This window comes from Streptomyces sp. SM11 (assembly GCF_002910905.1).
In the GTDB taxonomy this organism is placed as follows: Bacteria; Actinomycetota; Actinomycetes; order Streptomycetales; family Streptomycetaceae; genus Streptomyces.
In genome coordinates this window covers 1-24382 of record NZ_NEUE01000129.1, presented here as the reverse complement: position 1 = coordinate 24382, position 24382 = coordinate 1, and the positions used below count along the sequence as shown (strand labels likewise).

31 protein-coding genes and 1 riboswitch are annotated in these 24382 nt (G+C 70.0%); of the genes, 20 read left to right on the top strand and 11 right to left on the bottom strand.

What is annotated here, in order from left to right:
- Positions 1–76: 76 nt before the first annotated feature.
- The 6 genes from B9S58_RS09750 to B9S58_RS09725 all read right to left on the bottom strand — a co-directional run bounded on the left by B9S58_RS09750 (position 77) and on the right by B9S58_RS09725 (position 6742).
- Complete coding sequence (locus B9S58_RS09750; RefSeq protein WP_181009252.1) at positions 77–481, bottom strand: hypothetical protein; 405 nt, start codon at positions 479–481, stop codon at positions 77–79.
- Positions 471–1514 (bottom strand): ABC transporter ATP-binding protein, encoded by a 1044-nt coding sequence (locus tag B9S58_RS09745; protein ID WP_103531718.1) that lies wholly within the window; start codon positions 1512–1514, stop codon positions 471–473. The genes B9S58_RS09750 and B9S58_RS09745 overlap by 11 nt, the downstream gene beginning before the upstream one ends.
- 46 nt (positions 1515–1560) lie before the next feature.
- On the bottom strand, positions 1561–3177 hold the full coding sequence (locus B9S58_RS09740; RefSeq protein ID WP_103531725.1) for an iron ABC transporter permease: 1617 nt from the start codon (positions 3175–3177) through the stop codon (positions 1561–1563).
- A gap of 77 nt (positions 3178–3254) precedes the next feature.
- The gene (locus B9S58_RS09735; RefSeq protein WP_103531717.1) at positions 3255–4352 is read right to left on the bottom strand and encodes a thiamine ABC transporter substrate binding subunit; all 1098 of its coding nucleotides are present in this window, start codon (positions 4350–4352) and stop codon (positions 3255–3257) included.
- Positions 4353–4433: 81 nt separating this feature from the next.
- A riboswitch (TPP riboswitch) is annotated at positions 4434–4550 on the bottom strand.
- 92 nt (positions 4551–4642) lie between these two features.
- On the bottom strand, positions 4643–5749 hold the full coding sequence (gene rlmN / locus B9S58_RS09730) for a 23S rRNA (adenine(2503)-C(2))-methyltransferase RlmN (RefSeq protein WP_103531716.1): 1107 nt from the start codon (positions 5747–5749) through the stop codon (positions 4643–4645).
- A gap of 171 nt (positions 5750–5920) precedes the next feature.
- Positions 5921–6742 carry a class I SAM-dependent methyltransferase gene (locus B9S58_RS09725; protein ID WP_103531715.1) on the bottom strand — a complete coding sequence of 274 codons (822 nt, stop codon included), beginning with the start codon at positions 6740–6742 and terminating at the stop codon, positions 5921–5923.
- A gap of 56 nt (positions 6743–6798) precedes the next feature.
- Between B9S58_RS09725 and B9S58_RS09720 the strand changes: the two genes are divergently transcribed.
- The 20 genes from B9S58_RS09720 to B9S58_RS09640 all read left to right on the top strand — a co-directional run bounded on the left by B9S58_RS09720 (position 6799) and on the right by B9S58_RS09640 (position 19153).
- A complete protein-coding gene (locus B9S58_RS09720) occupies positions 6799–7515 on the top strand; it encodes a GntR family transcriptional regulator (protein WP_103531714.1) in 717 nt (238 codons plus the stop codon).
- A gap of 537 nt (positions 7516–8052) precedes the next feature.
- Positions 8053–8475, top strand: coding sequence for an NUDIX hydrolase (locus B9S58_RS09715; RefSeq protein ID WP_103531713.1), 423 nt, complete (start codon positions 8053–8055; stop codon positions 8473–8475).
- A 98-nt stretch (positions 8476–8573) separates the two neighbouring features.
- The gene (locus B9S58_RS09710) at positions 8574–8858 is read left to right on the top strand and encodes a DUF6284 family protein (RefSeq protein WP_103531712.1); all 285 of its coding nucleotides are present in this window, start codon (positions 8574–8576) and stop codon (positions 8856–8858) included.
- On the top strand, positions 8855–9130 hold the full coding sequence (locus tag B9S58_RS09705) for a DUF6303 family protein (protein ID WP_103531711.1): 276 nt from the start codon (positions 8855–8857) through the stop codon (positions 9128–9130). Before B9S58_RS09710 ends, B9S58_RS09705 begins: the two co-directional genes overlap by 4 nt.
- Positions 9127–9324 (top strand): hypothetical protein, encoded by a 198-nt coding sequence (locus B9S58_RS09700; protein ID WP_103531710.1) that lies wholly within the window; start codon positions 9127–9129, stop codon positions 9322–9324. Before B9S58_RS09705 ends, B9S58_RS09700 begins: the two co-directional genes overlap by 4 nt.
- Positions 9321–10187 carry a DUF2637 domain-containing protein gene (locus B9S58_RS09695; RefSeq protein WP_103531709.1) on the top strand — a complete coding sequence of 289 codons (867 nt, stop codon included), beginning with the start codon at positions 9321–9323 and terminating at the stop codon, positions 10185–10187. Before B9S58_RS09700 ends, B9S58_RS09695 begins: the two co-directional genes overlap by 4 nt.
- A complete protein-coding gene (locus B9S58_RS09690; protein WP_103531708.1) occupies positions 10187–10519 on the top strand; it encodes an RRQRL motif-containing zinc-binding protein in 333 nt (110 codons plus the stop codon). The genes B9S58_RS09695 and B9S58_RS09690 overlap by 1 nt, the downstream gene beginning before the upstream one ends.
- A 16-nt stretch (positions 10520–10535) precedes the next feature.
- On the top strand, positions 10536–10727 hold the full coding sequence (locus B9S58_RS09685) for a hypothetical protein (RefSeq protein WP_103531707.1): 192 nt from the start codon (positions 10536–10538) through the stop codon (positions 10725–10727).
- Between the two features lie 19 nt (positions 10728–10746).
- Entirely contained in the window at positions 10747–10923 is a 177-nt protein-coding gene (locus B9S58_RS37905; protein WP_181009251.1) for a hypothetical protein, read from the top strand.
- Between the two features lie 85 nt (positions 10924–11008).
- Positions 11009–11365, top strand: a complete 357-nt coding sequence (locus B9S58_RS09680; protein WP_103531706.1) for a DUF6251 family protein — start codon at positions 11009–11011, stop codon at positions 11363–11365.
- 18 nt (positions 11366–11383) lie between these two features.
- Positions 11384–11572 (top strand): hypothetical protein, encoded by a 189-nt coding sequence (locus tag B9S58_RS09675; protein WP_103531705.1) that lies wholly within the window; start codon positions 11384–11386, stop codon positions 11570–11572.
- A 79-nt stretch (positions 11573–11651) separates the two neighbouring features.
- Positions 11652–11993, top strand: a complete 342-nt coding sequence (locus tag B9S58_RS09670; protein ID WP_103531704.1) for a hypothetical protein — start codon at positions 11652–11654, stop codon at positions 11991–11993.
- An 85-nt stretch (positions 11994–12078) separates the two neighbouring features.
- Positions 12079–14229 (top strand): FtsK/SpoIIIE domain-containing protein, encoded by a 2151-nt coding sequence (locus B9S58_RS09665; RefSeq protein WP_103531703.1) that lies wholly within the window; start codon positions 12079–12081, stop codon positions 14227–14229.
- Between the two features lie 204 nt (positions 14230–14433).
- Positions 14434–14577: a hypothetical protein gene (locus tag B9S58_RS37900; protein ID WP_181009250.1), complete on the top strand. Its 144-nt coding sequence runs from the start codon at positions 14434–14436 to the stop codon at positions 14575–14577.
- A 97-nt stretch (positions 14578–14674) separates the two neighbouring features.
- Positions 14675–14866 carry a hypothetical protein gene (locus tag B9S58_RS09660; protein ID WP_103531702.1) on the top strand — a complete coding sequence of 64 codons (192 nt, stop codon included), beginning with the start codon at positions 14675–14677 and terminating at the stop codon, positions 14864–14866.
- Complete coding sequence (locus B9S58_RS09655) at positions 14863–15750, top strand: bifunctional DNA primase/polymerase (RefSeq protein ID WP_103531701.1); 888 nt, start codon at positions 14863–14865, stop codon at positions 15748–15750. Before B9S58_RS09660 ends, B9S58_RS09655 begins: the two co-directional genes overlap by 4 nt.
- Positions 15747–16097, top strand: a complete 351-nt coding sequence (locus tag B9S58_RS37895) for a hypothetical protein (RefSeq protein ID WP_181009249.1) — start codon at positions 15747–15749, stop codon at positions 16095–16097. Before B9S58_RS09655 ends, B9S58_RS37895 begins: the two co-directional genes overlap by 4 nt.
- On the top strand, positions 16094–17488 hold the full coding sequence (locus B9S58_RS09650) for a phage/plasmid primase, P4 family (RefSeq protein ID WP_258044280.1): 1395 nt from the start codon (positions 16094–16096) through the stop codon (positions 17486–17488). Before B9S58_RS37895 ends, B9S58_RS09650 begins: the two co-directional genes overlap by 4 nt.
- Positions 17489–17584: 96 nt before the next feature.
- Positions 17585–17818 carry an AlpA family transcriptional regulator gene (locus tag B9S58_RS09645; protein ID WP_103531699.1) on the top strand — a complete coding sequence of 78 codons (234 nt, stop codon included), beginning with the start codon at positions 17585–17587 and terminating at the stop codon, positions 17816–17818.
- 75 nt (positions 17819–17893) lie between these two features.
- Entirely contained in the window at positions 17894–19153 is a 1260-nt protein-coding gene (locus B9S58_RS09640; RefSeq protein ID WP_103531698.1) for a site-specific integrase, read from the top strand.
- Between the two features lie 186 nt (positions 19154–19339).
- Here the strand turns inward: B9S58_RS09640 and B9S58_RS09635 are convergent, their stop codons facing one another.
- The 5 genes from B9S58_RS09635 to rpsB all read right to left on the bottom strand — a co-directional run bounded on the left by B9S58_RS09635 (position 19340) and on the right by rpsB (position 23931).
- Positions 19340–20425, bottom strand: a complete 1086-nt coding sequence (locus B9S58_RS09635) for a phosphatidate cytidylyltransferase (RefSeq protein ID WP_103531697.1) — start codon at positions 20423–20425, stop codon at positions 19340–19342.
- Positions 20425–20982 (bottom strand): ribosome recycling factor, encoded by a 558-nt coding sequence (frr, locus tag B9S58_RS09630; protein ID WP_018960718.1) that lies wholly within the window; start codon positions 20980–20982, stop codon positions 20425–20427. Before frr ends, B9S58_RS09635 begins: the two co-directional genes overlap by 1 nt.
- 121 nt (positions 20983–21103) lie before the next feature.
- Positions 21104–21880, bottom strand: coding sequence for a UMP kinase (gene pyrH, locus B9S58_RS09625; protein WP_103531696.1), 777 nt, complete (start codon positions 21878–21880; stop codon positions 21104–21106).
- A 161-nt stretch (positions 21881–22041) separates the two neighbouring features.
- Entirely contained in the window at positions 22042–22878 is an 837-nt protein-coding gene (gene tsf / locus B9S58_RS09620; protein WP_103531695.1) for a translation elongation factor Ts, read from the bottom strand.
- Positions 22879–22977: 99 nt separating this feature from the next.
- Positions 22978–23931: a 30S ribosomal protein S2 gene (gene rpsB, locus B9S58_RS09615; protein ID WP_103531694.1), complete on the bottom strand. Its 954-nt coding sequence runs from the start codon at positions 23929–23931 to the stop codon at positions 22978–22980.
- Between the last annotated feature and the right edge of the window lie 451 nt (positions 23932–24382).

Below are 24382 nucleotides of genomic sequence, written 5' to 3'. Positions count from 1 at the left end.
GTGGAGCCGGCCGGCCGCGGGATGGTCCGCTTCCAGCTTGCCCGGCCCACCGCCCCCCTGCCACGCCGGTCGGGAGTCAGCCGGCCGGTTGTCGCGCGTGCGGCTGCCCGCCGGCCTGGACCACCGGGTCCGCGACCCCGATGCCGGCGGCGAGCCTGTGGAGGGCCCCGGCGTGCGGTTCGTCCCCGAGGGTCACCGGCCGCCCGCCCGGGCCGTACCGTTCGCGGACGCCGCCCGCCGGAGGCGGTACGCCGTCCCGCGCCCCATCCCGTACGCGGGACTTCTCCGCGTCCGCCCCCGGCGCCAGGCGCACCGTGCGGGCCGGGTCGCGGACCGCGGGGTGGGGCAGGGCGGCGTCGTGGGCGGCCGCCCCGGGCCCGGCGGAGGTGTGGGCGACGACGGAGTCCCGGGGGAACCAGCCGGTCATCGCGTGGAGGACGGTCTCGACGCCGCCCTGGCGCGGCGGGAAGTCATGGGTCACGACGAGGCCGCCCGGAACCCGCCAGCACCACCGTCTCCGCCGCGTCGAAGCGGACGCCGACGACCGCCCCCTCGTCCGGGGTGTCCCGCAGGGCGCATTCGGCCTCCAGCACCGGCGCGTTCTCGGGCATCAGGCGTACGGTCACGTGGTTCCCCCGGAAGGTGCGGACGCCGACCGTGCAGCGCAGGCCGTCCTCCGGGGCGCCGATCAGGACCCCGGCGGGACGGACGAGCAGGTCGGCCTCGCCCTGCGGGGAGCCCTGGGGCACCGGGACCTTGCCCCAGGAGGTGGCGGCGGCCTGTCCGGTCACGGTCGCCGCGGTGACGTTGTCGAAGCCGAGGAACCGGGCGACGAACGCGGAGGCGGGGCGCTGCCAGACGGCCAGCGGGCTGCCCTCCTGCGCGATACTGCCGTCCCGCATCACGACGACCTGGTCGGCGAGCGCGAACGCCTCGCCCTGGTCGTGCGTGACGGCCAGCACGGTCGTGCCCAACTCCTGGAACAGTGTGCGCAGTTCGATGACGAGCCGTTCGCGGAGGCTGCGGTCGAGCTGGCCGAGCGGCTCGTCCAGCATCAGCAGCTTCGGGCGCGGGGCGAGGGCCCGGGCCAGGGCGACGCGCTGCTGCTCACCGCCGGACAGTGCGGCGACCGCGCGGCGTTCGGCCCCGGGCAGGCCCACCATGTCCAGCAGTTCGCGGACCCGGCGCTCGGCCTCGGCCCGGCCCGCGCCGTGCATCCGGAGCCCGAAGGCGACATTGGCGCCGGCATCGCGGTGCGGGAAGAGCTGGTGGTCCTGGAACATCAGGCCGAGCCCGCGACGGTGCACCGGGACGCCCGCCTGGTCCCGGCCGGCCAGCAGGACCCGGCCGCCGTCCATGGGCTGGAGTCCGGCGACGGCCCTGAGCAGGGTGGACTTCCCACTGCCGCTGGGACCGAGCAGACAGACGATCCGGTGGTCGGCGACCTCCAGGTCCACCGCGTCCAGCGCCGTCCGCTTCCCGAACCGTACGGTGGCGGCTTCCAGGCTCAGCATGAGAACCACTCCCCAGCCGTGTCCCCTGCCATGTCCCCTGCCATCGTCAGAACTCCCCGGATCGGTCGGTGCGGATACGTTCGAGGAGCAGCAGCGACACCGCGCACACCAGCATCAGGATCGTGCTGAGGGCCATCGCCTGCCCATAGTTGAGCTCCCCGGACCGGCCCAGCAGCCGGGCCACGGCGACCGGCAGGGTCGGGTTGTCCGGCCGCGCGATGAAGACCGTCGCACCGAACTCCCCGAGGGAGACGGCGAAGGCGAAGCCCGCCGCGACCAGCACCGCTCGCCGCACCAACGGCAGATCGACCTCCCGCCAGGCCCGCAGCGGGGAGGCTCCCAGCACGGCGGCGGCCTCCCGCAGCCGGTCGTCGACCGCGCGCAGCACGGGCAGCATGGTCCGCACGACGAAGGGGACGCCGACCAGCGCCTGGGCCAGCGGGACCAGGATCCAGGAGGTCCGCAGGTCGAGCGGCGGCTGGTCCAGGGTGATCAGGAAGCCGAAGCCGACGGTGACGGCGGACACCCCGAGCGGCAGCATCAGCAGCGCGTCGAAGCCGCGGACCAGCCGCCCGGCCCGCCGGGTCAGGGCCGCCGCCGCGAGCCCGCCGACGACGAGGGCGATGAGCGTCGCGACGAGCGCGTACCGCAGGGAGTTCCCGACGGCCTCCAGCGGCGGGACCAGGAAGGTCGAGGAGGAGCCGGACCCGGCCGACTGGAGGGCCCGGTAGTAGCCGAAGCCGTAACCACCGGATCCGTCGAAGGACCGTTCCACCAGCACGCCGAGCGGCAGCAGGATCAGCAGCAGCGCGGTGAGCAGGACACCGCCGAGCAGCGCCCACTGTCCGGGGCCGCGCGGCCGGCGGGAGGTCCGGGCCGGGTCGACGAGCTTCAGCGCCCGCTCCCGGCGGCGTACGGTCGCGGCGTGCACGGCGAGGATCGCGCCGACCGCGGCGAACTGCACCAGGGTCAGTACGGCGGCCGTCGGCAGGTCCAGGAGTTGCGCGGTCTGCCGGTAGATCTCCACCTCCAGGGTGGAGTACGCCGGTCCGCCGAGGATCTGCACGACGCCGAAGGAGGTGAAGGTGAAGAGGAAGACCATCAGCGCGGCGGCGACGACGGCCGGGGTGAGCGCGGGCAGCGTCACCCGGCGGAATGCGGCGAACCGTCCGGCGCCGAGCACCCGGGCGGCCTCCTCCTGCCGGGGATCCAGCTGGGACCACAGCCCGCCCACGGTCCGTACGACGACGGCGTAGTTGAAGAAGACATGGGCCAGCAGGATCGCCCACACGGTGGTGTCGAGGCGGATGCCCCACAGCTCGTCGAGGAGTCCGCCGCGTCCGAGCAAGGCCAGGAACGCGGTGCCGACGACGACGGTCGGCAACACGAACGGCACGGTGACGACCGCTCGCAGCACCTGTTTGCCGGGGAAGTCGAAGCGCGCGAAGACATACGCCCCGGGCAGGGCGATCAGCAACGTGAACGCGGTCGAGGCGAGGGCCTGCCAGGTGGTGAACCAGAGGACGTCGAGGATGTCCGGGCGGGCCAGTACCTCGCCGATCCGCCCGAACTGCCAGTCGCCCCCCGCCTTGAGCCCGCGGCCGACGATCGCGGTCACGGGATAGGCGAAGAACACCGTGAAGAACGCGACGGGCACGGCCATCAGGCCGAGCCGCACCGCGGTCCCGCGCCGCCCGGACCCGCCACCGGCGGGCCGGGCAGCCCCCTTCGCCTCGGGCTCTACTTCAGGACCAGCGACTGCCACGACTGGATCCACTGCTCACGGTTGGCGGTGATCTTCTCGGGCGCGACAGTGGGCGGCGTCTCGACGCTCTCGCCGAACTTCGTGAACAGCTCCGGCAGCTTCGCGTCCTCCACCACCGGGTTCACGAACATGTTCAGCGGCATGTCCTCCTGGAACGTCCCGCTGATCAGGAAGTCCAGCAATGCCTTGCCGCCCGCCTCGTTCTCCGCCCCGGTCAGCAGCCCGGCGTACTCGGTCTGCCGGAAGCAGGTGCCGGTGGCGACCCCGGTGGGGGCCTCCTTCGGCTGCGGGTCGGCGTACAGCACCTCGACGGGCGGGCTGGAGGCGTAGCTGACGACGAGCGGCCGGTCCGCGTTGGCCTTCTTGCCGCCCGCGGAGCCGGAGAACTCCTCGTTGTACGCCTGCTCCCAGCCGTCGACGACCTTGACGCCGTTGGCCTTCAGCTTCTTCCAGTACGTCTCGTAGCCGTCCTCGCCCTGGGTGGCGATGGTGCCGAGGAGGAAGCCGAGACCGGGCGAGGAACTCGCGGCGTTCTCGGTGACGAGGAGGTTCTTGTACGCGGGCTCGATCAGGTCCTCGAAGGTCTCCGGCGGCGCGAGCTTCTTGTCGGCGAAGTACTTCTTGTCGTAGTTGACGCAGATGTCACCGGTGTCGACGGGCGTCACCCGGTGCTTCTCGTCCGTCTGCGTGTCCGCCGCGACCGTGTCCAGGCCCTCGGCCTCGTACGCGGTGAACAGACCGTTGTCCAGGGCGCGGGAGAGCAGGGTGTTGTCGACGCCGAAGAAGACGTCGCCGCGCGGGGAGCCCTTGGTCAGGATCTCCTGGTTGAGCGCGGCTCCGGCATCGCCGCTCTTGAGGATCTCGACGGTGTAACCGCTCTCCTTCGTGAACGCCTTCAGTACCTCGCCCGAGACGTTGAAGGAGTCGTGGCTGACCAGGGTCACGGTCTTGGAGCCACTGCCCTCGGACGCCCCGGAGCCCGACGGGGCGCCGTCGCTGCCGCAGCCCGTGAGCACGGTGACGCCGAGAGTGGCGGCGAGCGCGGCCGCCGCGTACTTCGTGGTGGTGTTCATGTGATTCCTCCTGGAGGTGACCAGGAAGAGACGCGGCCCCGCCCGCTGTCCGGCGAACCGGAAGCGGGCAGGGCGCAACAGCTTGAGTAAGGTCCGAACTTCCTACCCGGAATGACCCGGGCGAGGTTCAGAGGGTCTGCGGCCAACCTGTCCTTGGTGCCGCACTCTCAGCGCTGTGGCGCTCCCCTGTCGGAATATGAAGTTGATTTCGGCCCAGGCTACACCGGCGGTTTTCGGCCGGGTCCGGAGAGGTCTCGTGAGGCCACGGACCTCCGCGCTCGTCGGAGCCCTCAGCGCTCGGAGGCCGCCAGCTGCCCGCAGGCCCCGTCGATCTCCTGACCGCGGGTGTCCCGGACGGTGACGGGCACGCCGTGGGCCGCGATGGCCTCCACGAACGCCTTCTCGTCCTCGGGCCGCGAGGCGGTCCACTTGGAGCCGGGCGTGGGGTTCAGCGGGATCAGGTTGACATGCACCCGCTTGCCCTTGAGCAGCCGGCCGAGGAGGTCGCCGCGCCAGGCCTGGTCGTTGATGTCCCGGATCAGGGCGTACTCGATGGAGATCCGGCGGCCGGACTTCTCCGCGTACTCCCAGGCCGCGTCCAGCACCTCGCGGACGTTCCACCGGGTGTTGACGGGGACCAGGGTGTCGCGCAGCTCGTCGTCCGGGGCGTGCAGCGAGACGGCGAGGCGGCACTTGAAGCCTTCGTCGGCGAAGCGCAGCATGGCCGGGACCAGGCCCACGGTGGAGACCGTGATCCCACGCTGCGAGAGGCCGAGACCGTCCGGCTCCGGGTCGGTGAGCCGACGGATCGCGCCGACCACGCGGTTGTAGTTGGCGAGCGGCTCGCCCATGCCCATGAAGACGATGTTGGAGAGCCGCGCGGGGCCGCCGGGCACCTCGCCGTCGCGCAGGGCGCGCATGCCGTCGACGATCTGGTGCACGATCTCGGCGGTCGACAGGTTGCGGTCGAGGCCGGCCTGCCCGGTGGCGCAGAAGGGGCAGTTCATTCCGCAGCCGGCCTGCGAGGAGATGCACATCGTGACGCGCTCCGGGTAGCGCATCAGGACGGACTCGACGAGCGTCCCGTCGTGCAGCTTCCACAGGGTCTTGCGCGTGGTGTCGTCGTCGCAGCTGATGTGCCGGATCACGGACATCAGGTCGGGGAACAGCGCCTCGGCGAGCTTCTCCCGCGACGCCGCCGGGATGTTGGTCCACTCGGCCGGGTCGTGCGCGTACCGCGCGAAGTAGTGCTGCGAGAGCTGCTGGGCGCGAAACGGCTTCTCACCGGTCGCGGCGACCGCTTCCTTGCGCTCGGCGGGCGTGAGGTCGGCGAGGTGCCGCGGCGGCTTCTTGGCTCCGCGGGGCGCGACGAAAGTGAGTTCTCCGGGCTTAGGCATGGTTCATCCAGTGTGGCAGACACGCCGAGGTGCGCCGGGCCGTCGCCCAGCTCAGCGATCACCGGGGCCGGGCGGTGCCGGTCGTTGATGGTCGTTGTGGGTCGTCGTCGGCGGCCCTCCGGCGGCCCACAGACGGCCCGGCGGCGCAGCTCGGACCGCAGGTCAGGGGCGTCAGTCACCACTGCCGGCGGGGACCGTGCCGACAGCCAAGAGGTGCGAGCTGGCGGCAAGGAGCTCAGGGTACGGCTCCGCCATGCGGGCCGCGTCCATCGCTGAGGCGATCAGCTCATCCGTGGGACCTTCGCCCGGCTGCTGTTCCGCCGCCTTCACCAGCGACCAGGCGGGTCCCTCAATGCCGAAGACCTGCACATCCTCCAGCCCAGAGTCGACCAGCTCCGTCACCAGCTCTTCGGCCCGATGGAAGTACGACAGGGTGAACCCGCGCGCTCCGTCATAGACCGCCGTCTCCAGAATCTTGGAGACGGAGTTGTGAATCCGCTCAGTGTGCAGGTGGGCGTACGTGACGTGCTCGAAGAGCGACGCATAGCGATTGATCGCAGCAGCGGCGACCAGCCCGCCGGGCTTGGCCACGCGGGAGGCTTCCGCAAGTGCCCGTTGCCGGTCGGCCGGGTCGGGCAGGTGGTAGAGCGGCCCGAGGAGCTGCACGACGTCGAAGGTGTCGTCCGGGTCGGGCAGGTCGCGCGCGTCACCGACCACCGCCGGGCACACCGCCGACGCGGCCTCAACGTGACGGGGGACCGGGTCTACCAGAGTGACGTCATAGCCGTCTTTCACCAGCCATTCAGCGTGAATCCCGGTCCCCCCGCCCACGTCGAGCACACGCGCCGGCGCGGGGGGCAGAAAACGTCGGAGGAGTTCCTGAGTTCTGACCAGTTCCATCCGCCCGTCTGCCGAGCTGCGCAGACGGCTGTCCTCGTTCACCGTCTGGCCATAGAACCGCATCACGGAGGGTGCCAATTCGAGATTCGACATGGTCGCAGTATCGTGTGTACCGGTGGACCAGTCCAGTGCAGGAAATAGGGGAAGCCATGGCAGTCCTGAAGTACGAAGAGATCGCAGAGTTCCTGCGCGCCCGCATCGCCGCTGGTGAGATCGCCCCCGGGGCCACAATTCCATCGGGCCGCGAGTTGGCCGAGCAGTGGGATGTGTCACGAGCCACCGCCATCAAGGCCGTCGATGTGCTGCGAAACGATGGCGTGGTCGTAGCCAAGCAGGGAACCGGGTTTGTCGTCACGGAGACGCCCGTCGCACGCCCCGCCGGGGCTCGCCGTGCGGGGTCGGCGCGCATCCTGGGCGGGATGCCGTTCCTGCGCGTCGGTGAGCCTGACTGGGCGGAACCCCCCGCCCACGTCGCCGCCGCCTTGGGGCTCTCCCCCAGGACGACGGCTCTTCGGCGCGTCCGGGTCCTTCAGCTCCCGGACGGAACGCCGAATAGCTGCGTTGAGGCGTGGTTCCCCCCGGAGGTCGCGGAGGTGTCGCCGCGCCTCGCCGACACCAACCCGATCGCCGAAGGCACAACGCGCTACATCCGGCGCCAGACCGGACGAGCCCCGGCCGAAGGCGTTGACGTCACGACCGTGCGCGGCGCGTCGGAGACGGAGGCGGAACGCTTGGGGGTGCCGCAGGGCGCACCCGTAGCCGTGCTGCTGCATACGGCGTATGACGAGCAAGGGAAGCCGCTGGTCTGCGAGGAGGGCGTCACGCCGTCATCGCTCTTCGAGCAGGTGGACAGCTACGCCATGTAGGCACTCATCGAGTAACAAAGACGGCTGGACCGGTCCACCGGTTCAGCTTTCTTGTTACTCGAAAACACCCCGCCACCTGCACTTTCCCTCACAACGGGGAAGCGGCGCGCAGACCTGACACTTGACTGGACCGGTCCACCGGTCCAGTCTCTTGTTGTGGCCACCGCCCGATCCGGAACTTTCGGAAGGGGGCGGTGACCCGCGCAGAAGGGGCCTTCTTTGGGCTGCTTCGACCTGCGCCCGTCGGCTCTCCGCCGGACCGCATCGCTTGACCGCAGGAGCCCCGCATTGGTCGGGGGGAGGGTCCCGGGTCCCTTGTCAGTCCCGGAGGGCTTAGACCGAAAGGTCACGTCTCCATACGCCTACCCGGGAGCTCGTGTTCCCGAAGGAGACACCCGCACGTCCAGACCAACCGCAGTGCCCATGACCACTGCGGCCGGTTGCCTCCTCCGCCCGTCCAGTCCGCTTCACGCGGTGCTGTACGGGCGGGGCTGAGGGGAGCCGGGCAGTCCGGATCTACAAAACCCAAGGGGAGACATGAGCACCGAGACGTTCGAGACCATCCGCTTCACCGCCGATGTCGTCGTCACCACTACCGACGGACACGTGCTGCTGATCGAGCGCGGCTGGGACCCGCACAAGGGCGCTTGGGCCCTGCCCGGTGGTCACGTCGACCCCGGCGAGACCAGCCGCGAGGCCGCTGCCCGTGAGCTGGCCGAGGAAGCCGGCGTGTACGCGGCACCGGCCGAGCTGGAGCAGGTCGGCACGTTCGACCAGCCCGGCCGCGACCCGCGAGGCCGGTACATCACGGTCGCCTACCACCTGACCGTCATCCCCGGAACGATCGTGGAGGCCGGTGACGACGCGACCCGGGCCGAGTGGTGGCCGCTGAGCGACCTGCCCCCGCTCGCGTTCGACCACGCGGACATCCTTCGCGCGGTCACGGAATCCGCCTCCTGAAACACCACACCCAAGTCACCCCAGACGGCACGAGGCCCCGGTGGGCAAACACCGGGGCCTCTTTCGGGCCGTCGCACCTGCTAGGGAGAACACGACCCATGAAGAGCATCGCAGCACTTCAGGCCGTTGTTGCGGCCACCCCGTTCGACGGTGAGCCGTCGGACGCCGAGCTGGACGCGATCGAGACGGAGATGCCCGCCATCCTGGCGGACGTCGTCCTGCTGGACGCGCAGATCATGACCATCGGCCGGACGCCGACCGAGCTGGACGAGCGGCGTATCCGCCGGGCCCGCCGGCGGGTGCTGGCCGCCCGCCGGGACCTGGCCAACCTCACCACCACCGCCGCCGCGACGGACACCACGGTGTCGGGGGGTGCGGCATGACGCACGGCGCGCGGTTGTCCAACAGCTTCCACGGTGAGTGGGAGCTGTACGTCATCAGCGACCTGATGAGCTTTGACGACTGGCCCGAGCACTCGTTCGGGCGGACCGGGCCGGTCCCTACGTTGCAGGAGCGGGCGGATGCTCTGGCTCAGCTCGGTTTCGTCCTCGCGGACGACGCCGGGTGGGAGTGGCAGGAGTGCCCCACCGGTGTCATGGACCGCGTCGAACTGCTGGCGTCCGCGAACGTCCAGCGGCAGGACGGTGCGGCATGAGCGACACCAACACCACCGCCGTCCGGCGGGCGCTCCTGCTGGTGTTCGCCGGTATCGCCCTGGCCGTCATCGGGGCCTCGCTCGCCACGGCCACCGGCCGCCCGGTGTGGCGGGCCGTGGCCGTCGTCGGTGCTCTCGCCCAGACCGCCGGATGGCTCCTCGCGCTCCACTTCCGCCGGGGTGGTGCGGCATGAACCGCTGGGGCAAGGGCCTGCTGATCGCCGCTCTGGTCGGTGTGGTGGGGATGGCGTTCCGGGTGTCCTGGAACGCGTTGCGCGACGTCGCCACCGCGACCGGGGCCGACTCCACCGCCGCGACGCTCTACCCGTTCGTGGTCGACGGGCTGATGGCGCTCGCTCTGGTCGCGACGCTGGTTCTGACCGGTGACGCGCGACGGTTCGCGTTGCGGGTGCTGGCCGCCTACACCCTGGCCTCCCTCGTCCTGAACTACGTTCACGGCCTGGTGCCGGAGCTGCATGACGAGGTGGTCGACTGGGGTCGACTGGCCGACTGGGACCCCGCCAACTGGGCGCTGGTCCTGCTCGCCACGTCGCTGCCGGTCGGGTCGATCTACTTCGGCTCCGACCTCGTCGCCAAGGTGCTGCACCACCGACCGATCGAGCACCCGGCCACCACACCGAATCAGGATCAATCTTCCGAGACATATGTAAATCGGTCTACGGCTGACCTGGAAGTATCGGCCCCCGCGCCGATCACTCCGCCCCCGGCTCCTGCGGAGCTCCCGGCGGCCCCGGTGGTGTCCCTGGTGAAGTCGACCGATCGGGTCCCGGCCGGTGTGGTGGCCGCCGAGTCGACCCGCCCGCGCCGGGCGACCGGACGCATCCCGGAGGCGGCCCGATCGAGTCGACCGACCCGCACCGCCGACCAGCTCCTGATCGAGGCCCGCACGGCTACGGCCGACTGGACCGATCGGGAGCTGACCGCCGAGGGCATCCGCAAGGCAGTCCGCACTTCTCCGGCCAAGGCCCGCGTCCTGCGCGAGACCCTGCGCGCCGAGCGCGAGCAGTCGGCCGGTCCGGGTGAGGCGGCGGCCTGATGGCCGACGTCTACCGGTGGCACCTCGCCCCGGACGGTCTGGCCACCCGCCGTCAGCTCCGAGCGCTGGGGCTGCGGCCAGGTGGTCAGGACGTCGTCGCTGAACTCCACCGGCCCCGCCGCCGCAGGGCCCCGCTGGTCGCCTACCTCTACCGCGTCGACCGGGCCAAGCCCGTACGCCCCATGACCCCGAACCGTGCCGCCGCGCTTGCTGCGGCGATGCGGGCCCGCCGCATCTGCCCCAACTGCCGCACCGACATGGGCTATTGCATCCCCCGGTCGCTCGGCATGTGCGCCCCCTGCCACGACACCCCCGCCCCTTCGTCTTCCTGACCCGGAAGGACTCGCCATGTTCGGCAAGAGCAAGAGCAAGGCCGCGACAACTCCCACCGCGCCGAGCGACCAGTACCGCCTGAAGGCCACCGGCCAGCGGGTCACCCTCCTTGAGCACCTCAGCGGCGGTGACGTCCGGATCGCCATGGATACCGACCGCGTCTGCCGGGACGACATCGTCAGCGCCCGCGACATCACCCCCGCCTGACCCGGAAGGACACCACCTGATGAACGCCGCCGAATACCGCGCCGCCGCCGAACGGATCGTCACCAAGGACACGATCAGCTACGGGGATATCCGCCCCGACGCGTTCCGCAAGGCCGAGATCTTCGCCCAGCTCGCCGTGTCCGCCGCGATCTCCGAAGCGGCCGAGACCCGCGCCGCCGAGCCCGCCCAGCACTGATCAACCAGCCCCGGATCACGGCGGGAGGCTGCCGGATCGACTCCGGCCCGGGGCACTCCCACCAGCGGCCCACGGAAGGACCCGCATGGAACAGCACCTGCCCGCCGCCCGACTGCCGTCCGTCGTGCAGCTCCCGGACGGCACCCCCGCCTACACCGACCACCTCCCCGCCACCTACCAGCCCGCCAACGTGGTGCCGCAGGTCGTCCACGTCCACCAGGCACCCCCGGACCGCACCGTTCAGCGCCTCGCGCTCGGCTCCGGCATGGGCGCCGGGGCCGTCGCCGCCGGCGTCTACTTCGGCCCCCTCCTCGTCGGCGTCCTCACCGCCATCGCCGCGAACCTCGCCCTCCTCGCCCTGGTCGCCTCCGTCTGCGCCTGGGGCGTCGTGACCGTCGTGAAGTCGGTCGGCGGCAGCAAGACCACCCGCAAGGGCCGCTGACCCAGAAGGGAGACCACCGTGTTCCAGGCAGGTCAAGAGGTGCGGATCGTCGCGTGTGAGGACGACCCGCGTGCGGCCGGTCGTACGGGCCGGATCGTCGATGAGGTCCCGCCGGGGCCGCTGACGAACGGCCGGTGGACCGTGCACCGCGTCGGGCTGCTGATCGGCCCCGTGCTGTGCCACACCCACGAACTGCGACTCGCCTGACGGCTGCCCGCGTCGCCCCGGTCACGGCCGGGGCGGCAAGGGGAGCCGGACAGTCCGGCCCCATTTCTGGGAGGTTCACGTGTCGAGCAACCCCACGGTCTACAGCTACACCCGTGCCGAGTCCCGGGAGCGCGCAAAGCTGTTCCGCAAGGGCTTCCGTCAGGCGCTCGCGGACTGCGTCGACCCGGACATCCGCCGCAAGATCGAGCGCATCGACCAGTCCGCCGCCGCCCGGGGCGCCCTGGAGCTGGACGCGCTGCACAAGGTGCAGGCCGACGCCCGCCAGGACCTCGCCGCCGCCAAGGCCGTCGAGCGCACCGCACCCCGCGCCGAGAAGGCCGCCGCGCGGGAGGCCCGCAAGCAGGCCGAGCAGCGCGTCCGCCTTGCCGAGCGGGCCGTTTACAAGGCCGAGCGGAGCTGAGCGGGGCGGCCGGACCCGGCCAAGGACACCGGCCGCCCTCTCTTCACCCCAACCCGAATCACTGATCAGGAGAGGCACGTTCATCATGACCGAACCCGCCGTCGCGGACCCCGGAATGGGGACCGTGCACCACCTCGACGACCACCGCCCCACCCCGCCGGCCGAACCGGTGAATCTGGTCAAGGACCCGGCCACCGAGCCGGCCAGCCCTCCGCCCACGGTCGTCCCGCAGGGGTCGCGGATCGTCCGTACCGGCCGTGCCGTGCGCAGGGTCGCCACGCACGACCGCACCCGATCCACCGCCCGGTTCACTGTCCGCCACGGCATGTACGTGGTCGGCGGCGGGCGAATCGTGGCCCGGCGGGCGTGGGAGGGCCGTACCGCGTCCCGGTACCTGCGGATGCTGCGGGCGGCGGAAGCCGCGGGGAACGCCGAACTGGCCGAGGAGTGGGAAGAGCGGCTTCACCGCTTCCGGGCCGAGCGGCACAAGCGGCGTATGGACCTGCTGACCGCACCGCAACAGGCGGTCAAGGCCGCCGGATACGGGGCGGCCGGCGGACTCGGCCTGCTCCTCGCGGTCGGCATCGCGCTCGCCATCGCCACCAAGGACCCCGCCGACGTCGTCACTCCGCTGATGGCACTGCTGGACCTGATCCGGCTGCTGGTCGTCATCGTGACCGTGGTGTGGGGCCCGCTCCTCGCGGTGGGCCCGTGGCTCGGCCTGGCCGCAGTGTGGGCGGTGGGGCGTCACCAGCAGGCGGCGCCCGCGTGGGCAATGCCCGCCGCCGACACGGAGGGCCGGGAGATGGTGCCCGACGAGGGCGCGATCCTGGACGCCCTGCGGCACCTGGGCATCCCGAAGCTGAACCAGGCGTTCAAGGACGGGTGGCAGCCCCGTTGGGTGGCACCGACGACCCGCCTGGGCAACGGCTGGCACTCTCGGCTCCAACTGCCCATGGGTGTCACGGTCGAGATGGTCACCGACAAGAAGACCGTCCTGGCGCACAACCTGATGCGCAAGCCGGTCGAGGTCTGGCCCACCGAAGCAGAGGCCAGCGTCCTGGACCTGTGGGTGGCCGACCAAGGTTCCCTGTCCGGGGCCGTGCCCGACTGGCCGCTGTTGACCGGTGGGGAGGCCGACTACTTCAAGGGCGTGCCCGTCGGGGTGTCCCAGCGCGGGGACCAGGTGTTCGGCAAGCTCATGGCCGCCAACTACATGGTCGGCGGGATCATGGGATCGGGTAAGTCGTCCCTGGTCGTCGCCCTGCTGTTGGGGGCGATGCTCGATCCGCTGGTGGACATCGAGGCGTACGTCATGGCCTACAACGTCGACTACGACCCCATGCGCGAACGCCTCCGCGTGCTGGTCAAGGGCGACGAGGACGAGCAGATCGAGGCTGCCGTCAAAGCCCTGCGGAACCTGCGCAACGAGGTCACCGAGCGGGGCAAGCTCCTAGAACAGCTCGGGGGCGACGAGGTCCGCCTGACCCGCGCTCTGGCCCAGCGGGACCCGCGGATGCGCCCGAAGGTCGTGGTGTTCGACGAGTGCCACGAGCTGTTCATGCACAAGAAGTACGGGGCCGAGGCCGCCGAACTCGCGGTCAAGGTGATGAAGAAGGCCCGCAAGGTCGGCATCACCCTCATCTTCGTCACCGTCTCCCCCACGGCGGACAGCATCCCGAAGGACGTCACCCGCAACACCTCCCACCGGGTCGCGTTCGCCGTGGGCGACCACGTCGCCAACGACGGACTCCTCGGCACCGGCAAGCACAAGGCAGGCATCACCGCCACCAACCTCAACCCCGCCGAGAACGTCGGCACCGCCCTCACCGTCGGGTTCACCAAGAACCCGTTCGAACTGGTCCGCGCCCACTACGTCCGCAAGGACTCCACCACCGACCAGATCACCCCCGTCGTCAAACGCGCCCTGGCCCTGCGCGAAGGCATCGCCCCCGCCGCCGATGCGGTGAGCGAGGAGCCCGCCGACCACCTGACCGACCTTCTGACGGTGCTGGGCGAGGCCAAGCGGATGCGCACGGACGAGGTCCGCCAGCGCCTCGCCGCCCACAACCCGGGCGAGTACCACGGGTGGACCGCCAGCGACCTCATCCAGGCGCTCGACTCCGTCGGCGCATCGGCCCACAAGTCCGGCGGGGTCATGGTCGTCAGCCGCGCCCGGCTCCTCGAAGCATCCGAGGACCGCAACGACACCACCCCCGAAAGTCACACAGCGTGAAGGGAGGCGGTCAGGGAGGCAGGGAGAACTCCCTACCCGCCTCCCTGACCCCGCCTCCCCAACCTGACCAGCCATAACACTCTGTTAGGGAGGCAGGGAGGCAGGTCTCACCGAACAGCGAGAACCCCGAGAACCCGGGTTCCAGCACCCACCCACCACCTCCCTCCCTGTCACATACAGCGACCAAACGAGGAGAGTCCGGGCATGCCCAAAACCGAACCGATGCCCTGCGGTGAGTCCGGCTGCTACTGCCACGGCACCAGCGCCGCACATGCCGAGTGCGCCTGCGGATGCGACTGCCCCCGCTGCTGGGACTGCCTCCAAGACACCGACAACTGCGACTGCTGAACACCACCCCGGCAACACGAAAGCGGCCCCCTCTCACGCCAATGAAGCGGGGCCGCTCTCGTCTGCCAGCACTTCTCACAGAACTGGAGACACCATCATGACTCACCCCACCCCCGTGCGGGAGGCCGCACGCCTCGTCGCGATCGAGGCCGCCCGCGCCTACGTCGCGAACATCCGCCCCATCGACCTCACCAACCCGGGCGTCCTCGTCGGCCACCTCATGGCCTCCGAGACCCTCCTCATGGAGATCGTCGCCGCGCACGACAAGCCCACCGAGGCGACAGCATGAACACCCGCCTCATCACCGCCGCTCTGGACGCGGCCGAGCGCGGGTGGCACGTCTTCCCGCTCCGCCCCCGCGACAAGCGCCCCGCCCTCCACGGAGAGACCGCCTGCACCGGTACCGGTGACTGCGCGGCCGGTCACCGCAAGTGGGAGCAGCGGGCCACCACCGCCCCCGACCGCATCCGCAAGGCGTGGTCGGCGGGGGCGTTCAACGTCGGCATCGCCACGGGCCCGTCCGGGCTGGTCGTGGTGGACCTGGACCCGGTCAAGGCGAAGGACCCGAAAGGAACGCCTGACGGCGTCACTTCCCTGCAAGCGCTCTGCGAGCGCGCCGGGCAGACCGTCCCCGCCACCTACCGGACCCGGACCGCGAGCGGCGGGCACCACCTGTACTTCACCGCCCCGGACGGGGTCAGGCTCGGCAACAGCGCGGGCAAGCTCGGCACCCACATCGACACCCGCGCCCACGGCGGCTACGTCGTCGCCGCCGGGAGCACCCTCCCGAACGGTACGTACGAGGTGGTCGACCCCACCGAACCCGTACCACTCCCGGAATGGCTGTACGCCTCCCTGACGCCCCGTCAGGTCTCTCGGGGCCTGACGGTCACGCCCGCGCCAGTTCGGGCCTCTCGGTACGCCGCTGCGGCTCTCAGGGCCGAAACAGCGGCCGTGGCTGGGGCTGGGGAAGGTGTGCGGAACTGGACGCTGGTTCGGGCCGCACGGGCGTTGGGGCGGTTCATCCCGTCCGGCGACCTCGCCCGCCATGAGGTAGAGCAGGCTCTTAATTCGGCGGGATTGCGGGCCGGACTCCGCGAGAACGAGTGCCGCGCCGCCGTGACCAGCGCTCTGAACTGGTCCATCGCCAACAACCATGGGCGGCCGGCATGACCACCGCCCCGAATCCCCGACTTAAGAGCCTGCCTGTCACCCCGAACAGCCCGCAGGCCGCCAACCCCGCCGCAGCAGCGGTGACCGGTGGCGTGCCGAAAGGCGTCGCCGAAGGCGTCCCCGTTGCTGTTCGCCCTGACCCGCAGGGCGGTGACGGGCGCCGGGTGGTCGGGTTCCTCCGGATCAGCGCCCCGGGGCGGAACGCGCGGCCTGCCGCCGAGTCGTTCTGCTTCTGCGGCCGTCACGAGACCGCCCGGGGCCAGGCCCGCGTTCTCGCGCTGATCGCCGACCACAGCGCCCACCGGGCCACCTGCCCGATCCAGACCGAAGGGAGGACCGCCGCGTGAACACCGCCGAGGAGCTGCCCGCACCCTCCAACCCTCTCGCCGTCGCGCGCCGCGTCGTCCCCGACTGGACCACCCAGGACGGACACCTGCGGCTGCGCCGCTGGCGCGGATCGTGGATGCACTGGACCGGAACCTGCTGGCGCGAGTACGACGAACAGCAGATGCGTGCCGGGCTCTACAAGCGCCTGGAGCACTGCGTCCACACCGTGCTGAACAAGAAGGGCGAGCCCGAAGCGCACCCGTGGGCCCCGACGAAGACGAAGATCAGCAATCTTCTCGACGCCATGTCCGCGATCACGCTCCTGCCCGCCGACACCGACACCCCGTCGTGGATCGACCACGAGCACGGCCAGCACGACGACAGCCCGATCGTCGCGTGCCGCAACGGGCTCCTCCGCATCCGGGACCGGACGTTGCTGCCCCACGGGCCAGGGTTCTTCAACATCGTCTCCGTCCCGTACGACTTCGACCCCGACGCCACCGCACCCACCTGGGAAGGGTTTCTCAACGGGATCTGGCCCGACGATCCTGCCTCCATCGCCGCATTGCAGGAGTGGTTCGGCTACGTCCTGTCCGGCCGCACCGACCAGCAGAAGATCCTGCTCATGAAGGGGCCCTCACGGTCGGGGAAGGGCACCATCGCCCGCATCCTGAAAGAGCTGGTCGGCAAGGAGAACCTGGCCGGGCCCACCCTCGCCGGGCTCGGAACGAACTTCGGCCTCTCCACGCTGGTCGGCAAACCGCTCGCGGTCATCTCCGACGCCCGGCTGTCCGGTGACGGCGGGCAGGTCGTCGAACGGCTCCTCACCATCTCCGGCGAGGACACCATCGACATCGACCGCAAGTACCGCGATGTCTGGACCGGGAAGCTGCCCACCCGGCTCTTGGTCCTGACCAACGAGCTGCCGAACTTCGGAGACAGCAGCGGCGTCATCGCCCGCCGCTTCGTCGTCCTCAACATGACCGTCTCCTGGCTCGGCCGCGAGGACACCGGACTCACCGAGAAGCTCGCCGCGGAGATGCCCGGCATCATCAACTGGGCCCTGGACGGCCTCGCCCGCCTCGAATGCAACGGCCGCATCACCGAACCCGCATCCTCCCAGGACGCCATCACGATGATGCAGGACACGGCCTCCCCCACAAGCGCCTTCGTCCGGGAGCGGTGTACCACCGGCCCCACCCGCGAAGTCCCTGTCGACGTCCTCTGGAACGCCTGGCGCGAATGGGCCGAGGACAACGGCGTACGCGCCAGCGGAACGAAGCAGCTTTTCGGGCGCAACCTGCTCTCCGTCGTCCCCCAGCTCAACCGCACCCGCCCCCGCGACGCCTACGGCCGACAGGTGACTACCTACACCGGCATCGCGCTGAATCTGCCCGAATCACATTCCTGAGAGTCGCAACTCATCGTGCACACGCGCACAGCAGACCGCCTCTGTGCGCGATGAGTCGCGACTCAGCGCAATGTGTTTCCACCTCTCGGAGGCTCCGTGAAACCCGCATCCGACCCCCGGGCCACGCTCCGGGGCGGGCTCCCCGACCGCTACCTCACCCCTGAGGACGTCGCCGCCCTCCTCTCCGTCCCGCTCGAAACCGTCTACGCCTGGCGCAAGAAGCGCACCGGCCCGCCCGGCTTCCGCATCGGCAAGCACCTCCGCTACGACCCCACCGCCGTCCACGCCTGGATCGTCACGCTCACCGAAGCCGAGCGCGACGCAGCCTAACTCACACCCCGACCTTCCGCAGGGGCACGACCACCGCCAGGTCGTGCCCCTGCCGCATACCCACAGGAGCACCCCTTGGCCGGCCACATCCAAGACCGCTGGTACAAAACCGAACCCGGGCCCGACGGGAAGACCTGCCGGGTCAAGAGCGACCGATACGGCTCCGGACTCCGCTACCGCGCCCGCTACATCGGCCCCGACGGCACCGAGAAATCCAAGTCCTTCCCGGACCGACAGAAGCGCCTCGCCGAGAACTGGTTGACCAACGTCGCTTCCGACATGTCGCGGGGCCAGTACATCGATCCGCGGGCAGCACGGGTCACGTTCAAGGGCTACGCCGAGAAGTGGCTCAAGGCGCACAGCGCGGACCTGTCGAGCCAGATCGTCACCGAGCAGCGGCTACGCCTGCACGCCTTCCCCATCCTCGGGTCCCGCCCGCTCGACTCCTTCCGGCCGGAACACCTTCGCGACCTGGTAAGTGCCCTTGAGTCCAACCCGGGCGTGAGCGGGGCGTACGCGCGCAACATCTACGGCGACGTTCGAGCCGTACTGAGTGCGGCCGTGGACGACGGTCTCCTCCCCCGCAACCCGTGCTCCGCGAAGTCCGTGCGCCCGCCATCGGTCGAACGGCGGCGGGTCATCCCATGGCTGCCCTCGCAGGTTCAGGCGGTCCGCCGAGCCCTTCCTGAGCGCTACCGGACCATGGTGGACACAGGCGCTGGTTGCGGGCTCCGGCAGGGGGAAATCGTGGGACTCGCTGAGGACGCGGTCGATTTCGAGGCTGGCATCCTGCGGGTCGTTCGGCAAGTGAAGCTCATCCAGGGCAAGGCCGTATTCGCCCCACCGAAGTGCGGCAAGGAGCGAGACGTCCCGCTCCCGTCCTCGGTAGCCGAAGCCCTCCGAGCGCACATGGACACCTGCAAGCCGGTTGAAGTCACCCTGCCGTGGCGGAAGCCTGACGGCCCGAAGGTGACGGCTCGCCTCCTGTTCACGAACACCGCATCCGGAGTCGTCTGGCGGAGCAACTTCAACATCCAGGAATGGAAGCCCGCCCTCGCGCTGGCTGGCCTCATCCCGAGCGCCCGGGACGGGAAGTACGAATCCGCCCGCGAACACGGCATGCACGCGCTTCGGCACTTCTACGCCTCGGTACTGCTGGACGCTGGCGAGAGCATCAAGGCGGTCAGCCAGTACCTTGGGCACACGGACCCTGCACTCACGCTGCGGGTGTACGCGCACCTCATGCCGTCGAGTCAGGAGCGCACCCGGAACGCCATTGACGGGCTGTTCTCGCCCTGCCCCGACGGGGCTGACGGCCCAGAGACGGCCCAATAGCCCACGAGCGGCCCCTGTCGAGCACTAGACGTGCTGGTCAGGGGCCATTCGATGCCGGATGGCCGCCAGTTCTCCGGGCTTAGGCATGGTTCATCCAGTGTGGCAGACAGACGGGTGAGAGCCCGCCGCCCTGTGGACAACGGACCCTCACTCGAAGAACGTGCAGGTGGGAAGGGTGCCCGGCGCTCAGCCCGAGCCCACGAACAGCACCAGCAGCAGCCATACGACCGGTGCGGTCGGCAGGAGCGAGTCCAGCCGGTCCATGATGCCGCCGTGGCCGGGGAGCAGAGTGCCCATGTCCTTGATCCCGAGGTCCCGCTTGATCATGGACTCGCCCAGGTCACCGAGGGTGGCGCTGGCGGCGACCGCGAAGCCGAGCAGCAGACCCTGCCACCAGGCGCCGCCGTCGATCAAGAACTCCATGCACAGCGCGCCGGCGACCATCGCGAAGCCCACGGCTCCGAACAGGCCCTCACGGGTCTTGCCGGGGCTGATACGCGGGGCGAGCTTGTGCGTGCCGAAGCGCCAGCCGACCGCGTACGCCCCCGTGTCGCTGACCACGGTGAGGACGAGGAAGGTCAGGACCCGCCACGACCCGTCGTCCGCCGTCAGCAGCAGGGCGACGAAGGTGGCCAGGAAGGGTACGTAGAACGCCGCGAAGACCCCGGCCGTGACGTCCTTGAGATACCCGTCCGGCGGCTCGGTCATCCGCCAGACCAGCACCGCGAGGGCAGTGAGTGCCATCGCGATCCAGGCCCCCTCGGGACCCCGTGCGTAGCCGGCGACGACCATCGCGGCTCCGCCGACGGCCAGCGGCACCAGGGGCGCCTTGATGCCCTTGCTCTCCTGGAGGCGGGAGGTGAGTTCCCACAGGCCGACGACGACGGCGATCACTATGACGCCGACGAAGACGGCCTTCTCGATGAACAGCGACAGGCCGATGACGGCGCCGAGACCCACGCCGACCCCTATGGCGGCGCGCAGATCACGTCCCGCACGCTTCTTCTGCGGCGGGGGCGGCAGCGGGGTGGACATGGGCTCCTGCGGCATCTCGTCACGGGACAGGGGGCCGCCGACGTGAGCGGCATCCCTGTCCCGGTCGTCGCGGTCGGCTGTGTCTCTACCTGCGTCGGGAACGTCCGGCACGTTGGGCATGGGCCGAGTCTGCTGGGCGTCACGCACATCGTGGGCAGGACCCGCCGGGGCAGCCCTCATCTCGGGCGTGCCCCAGTAACCGGTTCCTTGCGGGGCACCCCAGGAAGAGTCGTTCATCAGACTTCGAGCAGCTCGGCTTCCTTGTGCTTGAGCAGCTCGTCCACCTGCGCGACGTACTTCGCGGTGGTGTCGTCGAGCTCCTTCTCGGCGCGGCGTACCTCGTCCTCGCCGGACTCCTTGTCCTTGACGAGCTTGTCGAGGGTCTCCTTGGCCTTGCGGCGGATGGAGCGGATCGAGATCTTGGAGTCCTCGGCCTTGGTCTTGGCGACCTTGATGTACTCCTTGCGGCGGTCCTGGGTGAGCTCGGGGAACGTCACCCGGATGATATTGCCGTCGTTGCTCGGGTTGACGCCGAGGTCGGAGTCGCGGATCGCCTGCTCAATGTTGCGCAGCGCGGTCTTGTCGAACGGCGTCACGACGGCCATCCGCGCCTCGGGAACCGAGAACGAGGCCAGCTGGTTGATCGGGGTCAGCGCGCCGTAGTAGTCGGCGACGATCTTGTTGAACATCGCCGGGTGCGCGCGGCCGGTACGGATCGCGGCGAAGTCCTCTTTCGCGACGACAACGGCCTTCTCCATCTTCTCCTCGGCCTCGAGGAGGATTTCTTCGATCACCACGTGCTCCTGCGTGTCTTGAGTGGGCCCGGCGTCGTCATCGCCGGACCCTGCGGATCCTGCGTCGCGTCCTCACCTGCACGGTGTCCGACCGGCAGGCCGTTGTCCATCCTGGGGGCCGTCAGGCCCGGGTGCTCTCGTCGCTCACGAGCGTGCCGATCTTCTCACTCTTGACCGCGCGAGCGATATTGCCCTCGACGGTCAGCTCGAAGACGAGGATCGGGAGCTGGTTGTCACGGCAGAGCGTGATGGCGGTGGCGTCGGCGACCTTGAGGTCGCGGGTGAGCACCTCGCCGTACTCGAGTGCGTCGAACTTCACCGCGTCGGGGTTGGTCTTCGGGTCGGAGTCGTAGACCCCGTCCACGCCGTTCTTCCCCATGAGCAGCGCCTCGGCATCGATCTCCAGGGCGCGCTGGGCGGCGGTGGTGTCGGTGGAGAAGTACGGCATGCCCATACCGGCGCCGAAGATCACCACGCGCCCCTTCTCCAGGTGCCGTACAGCACGGAGCGGGATGTACGGCTCGGCGACCTGGCCCATGGTGATGGCGGTCTGGACGCGCGAGTCGATGCCCTCCTTCTCCAGGAAGTCCTGGAGAGCCAGGCAGTTCATGACGGTGCCGAGCATGCCCATGTAGTCGGACCGGGCCCGGTCCATGCCGCGCTGCTGGAGCTCGGCACCACGGAAGAAGTTGCCTCCCCCGATGACCACCGCGATCTGGGCGCCGTCACGTACGACGGCGGCGATCTCGCGGGCGATGGTATGCACGACGTCGGGGTCGACGCCGAGGCCGCCGCCACCGGCGAACGCCTCACCGGAGAGCTTCAGCATGAAGCGCCCGGAACCCTTGTCGTCGTCGTGCTTGTCGTCGGCCTGAACGGCGTCCGCGCCCTTGTCCATGGAAATTCTCCTCGTGCACATACGAAGAAGGCCATTGCCGGTGGGTCTGGTGTCCCTACAGCGGCAATGGCCTCCTCGTCAGATCTGCGGTCGTCCGGCGTGGGTGCGGCCGTCGACTGCACCAGACCCTATCGGGTCCGGTGCTGTTCGCCCGGACGGACTCAGATGCCGACCTTGATGCGCGAGAAGCGCTTCAGGGTGACACCGGCCTCGTCCAGGACCTTCTGGACCGACTTCTTGGCGTCCAGCGCGTACGGCTGGCCGAGGAGGGTGGCCTCCTTGAAGAAGCCGTTGACGCGACCCTCGACGATCTTCGGGAGCGCGGCCTCGGGCTTGCCCTCGGCGCGCGTGGTCTCCTCGGCGACGCGGCGCTCGGCCTCGACGACCTCGGCCGGGACGTCCTCGCGGGACAGGTACTTCGGGGCGAAGGCGGCGATGTGCTGCGCGATGCCCTTGGCCAGCTCGGCGTCGGCCTTGTCCAGCTCGACCAGAACACCGATCTGCGGGGGCAGGTCGGGCATGGTGCGGTGCATGTACACACCGACGTAGGCGCCGGTGAACTGCGCGAAGCGGTCCAGGACGATCTTCTCGCCGAGGTTGGCGTTGGCCTCGTCGACGTACGCCTGGACGGTCTTGCCGGCCTCGATCTCGGAGGCGAGCAGCGCGGCGATGTCGGCCGGGGAGGTCGCGGCGACGTGCGCGGCGAGCGTGTTGGCGGCGGCCTGGAACTTGTCGCCCTTGGCGACGAAGTCCGTCTCGCACTTCAACTCAAGGATGACGCCGGACGTCTGGTCCTCGGAGACGAGGGAGACGACGGCACCGTTCTCGGCAGAGCGGCCCTCGCGCTTGGCGACGCCCTTCTGGCCCTTGATACGGAGCGCCTCGACGGCCTTGTCGACGCTGCCGTCGGCCTCGTCGAGCGCCTTCTTGCAGTCCATCATGCCGGCGCCGGTGAGCTCGCGGAGCTTCTTGACGTCAGCGGCGGTGTAGTTCGCCATGAGTCTGTATGTCTCTCTCGAAGTCTGAAAGATCTACGGGTGAACGGCGGGGGCGACGCCTGTGGCGTCGGCCCCCGCCGTCAGTAGCCGTGACGGTTGTCAGGCCTGCTCGGCGTCCGCAGCGGCGGCCGGGGCGTCGGCGGCCGGAGCCTCGACAGCGGCCTCGGCCTTGGCCTCGGCGACGGCCTCGGCCGGCGTCTCGGCGTCGGCTTCGGCGTTCTTCTCGGTCTCGACGGAGGACTGGACATCGGCGGCAGCCGCGGTCTCGTCCTTCTTGTCGCCCTCGAGCAGGTCGCGCTCCCACTCGGCGAGGGGCTCGCCGGCGGCCTTCTCGCCCGGCTTCGAGTCACCGGTGGCGGCACCGGAGCGGGCGATGAGGCCCTCGGCGACGGCGTCGGCGATCACGCGGGTGAGCAGGGTGACGGAGCGGATCGCGTCGTCGTTGCCCGGAATCTTGTAGTCGACCTCGTCGGGGTCGCAGTTGGTGTCGAGGATCGCGACGACCGGGATGTGGAGCTTGCGCGCCTCACCGACGGCGATGTGCTCCTTCTTGGTGTCGACGATCCAGACGGCGCTGGGCACCTTCTGCATCTCGCGGATACCACCGAGAGTCTTCTCCAGCTTGGCCTTCTCGCGCGAGAGGACCAGGAGCTCCTTCTTGGTGAGGCCGGAGGCCGCCACGTCCTCGAAGTCGATGAGCTCAAGCTCCTTCAGACGCTGAAGGCGCTTGTAGACGGTGGAGAAGTTGGTGAGCATGCCACCGAGCCAACGCTGGTTGACGTACGGCATGCCGACGCGCGTCGCCTGCTCGGCGATGGCCTCCTGGGCCTGCTTCTTCGTACCCACGAACATGATGGAGCCGCCGTGGGCGACGGTCTCCTTGACGAACTCGTAGGCGCGGTCGATGTACGACAGCGACTGGAGCAGGTCGATGATGTAGATGCCGTTGCGCTCGGTGAAGATGAAGCGCTTCATCTTCGGGTTCCAGCGACGGGTCTGGTGACCGAAGTGGACGCCGCTTTCCAGCAGCTCCCGCATCGTGACGACGGCCATGGCCGTACTCCTTGAGGTGCTCGGTTGTCGCGACCGCAGGTTTGCGCTCGCGCCTGACGCCCCGACGCGCCGTGCCACGAGGGACCGAGGAGCGCGGCCACCTCCGAAAGAGGGAGGTGGCGGGGCGTGCGAAGTCGACCCGGTGACCCGGATCGCCGTAAGAAGTGTACGGGACCGGTTGAGTGCCGGGTGACCGCGATGTCCACAACCGGGTGACGGCGACGTCCACGGCCGTGCGGTCGCGATATCCACAACCGGCGAGTAGTCCACAGGAACGGTCCGTGATCCCCGGAATCCTTGCCTCCGGGACATCGTGGCGGACATGCGCCATCAACCCGGCCCACGCCGCTCCCCCGCTCTCCGCACCCTGCTGCTCCTGTTGCTCGTGCAGTACGTGCTGCTCCCTACCGGGCTGTCCCCGCCGGGCGTGCCCGCCGGGGCCGCCGTGCCG